This is a genomic window from Actinomadura sp. DC4, assembly GCF_030406325.1.
In the GTDB taxonomy this organism is placed as follows: Bacteria; Actinomycetota; Actinomycetes; order Streptosporangiales; family Streptosporangiaceae; genus Actinoallomurus.
In genome coordinates this window covers 1-1,308 of sequence record NZ_JAUEQY010000082.1, presented here as the reverse complement: position 1 = coordinate 1,308, position 1,308 = coordinate 1, and the positions used below count along the sequence as shown (strand labels likewise).

Annotated in this window: 1 protein-coding gene; it reads right to left on the bottom strand. The window is 62.0% G+C overall.

What is annotated here, in order from left to right:
- Window positions 1–25: 25 nt before the first annotated feature.
- A protein-coding gene (locus QWU11_RS47040) for an IS3 family transposase (RefSeq protein WP_290121130.1) occupies window positions 26–1,257 on the bottom strand; the annotation gives its coding sequence in 2 pieces (ribosomal slippage) (window positions 26–975 and window positions 975–1,257; 1,233 coding nt in all).
- Window positions 1,258–1,308: the final 51 nt, after the last annotated feature.

The following is a 1,308-nucleotide window of genomic DNA, read 5'->3' as shown; positions in this document are numbered from 1 at the left end:
TGGACCGCCCCGGCGATCTTGGAGGCTAGATCGCTTGGATACGTGAAGTTATCTTAGTGGATTCCTGTGACTTATAGAACGATTCCTCGAACTCTTTGGGAGGAATTCCGCCGCAGTACGAGTGGAGTCGCTCGCTGTTATACCACGCCACCCATTCCATGGTGGCGATGGTCACATCCATTACTCCTTCCCATGACCCGCGGAAGTCGATGAGCTCTCTCTTGTACAGGCTATTTAGTGACTCCGCGGCGGCATTATCGTAGGAATCACCTTTGCTGCCGACGGAACGGACCGCACCGATCTCATCGAGACGATCGGCGTAGCGAATCGCCGTATATTGCACGCCACGATCCGAGTGATGGACCAGCTTGTCGCCGATCCTTTCCCGGCGTGACCAGATCGCCATCTCCAACGCATCCAATGCCAGATCGGCCCGCAGGTGATCGGCGACCTGCCACCCGACAATCCGCCGGGAGAACAAATCGAGCACAAAAGCGGTGTACACCCACCCGGCTTCGGTCGGCACATACGTGATGTCAGCGACCCACGCATGGTTAGGCGCCGCTGTATCGAAGCCACGTTCCAGCAGGTCCGAAGGCATGTCTCCGAACTCGGCGGGCAGCGTGGTTCGCGGCCGCTTGCTCTGGGCGCACACCCCGGCGATGCCCAGCTCGCCCATCAGCCGCTCGACCGTGCACCGCGCCACCACGATTCCCTCACGGTTCAGCTGCTGCCAGACCTTACGGGCCCCGTACACCTTCCGGCCCGGCTTCTCCCACACGCGTTCGATCTCCATCTTCAGAACCTCATCCCGAACAGAACGGCCCGACGGGAATCGTTCACGTTTCTTCGCCGCGTAATAGGTAGACGGCGCAAATTCCAGGGCCGCGCAGACCGGCTCGACCCCGAACCGGTCCCGATGCGCGTCAACGAACTCGACTAGCGCGGCGGTTTCACATCGAGCTCCCGGGCGAAATAAGCGGACGCCGCCTTCAAAATCTCATTCGCCCGACGAAGCTCGGCATTCTCCCGCTTGAGCCGCTTAACTTCCTCCGACTCACTGCTGTTTCCCGCCGGCCGATCGTCGGCCTCAGCCCGGCGCACCCAGGTACGCAACGTCTCGGCCGTACCGATCCCCAGCTTCTCGGCGACCGCGGTGATCGCGGCCCACTCGGTCGGGTACTGGGGGCGGACCTCACCGACCATGCGCACCGCACGCCGGCGCAGCTCCGGAGAGTAGGGGGACTTCGCTGCCATGTGCTCGATCTTCCCTTCTGATCGAGCCTCCAACAAACCCGGGACGGGTCA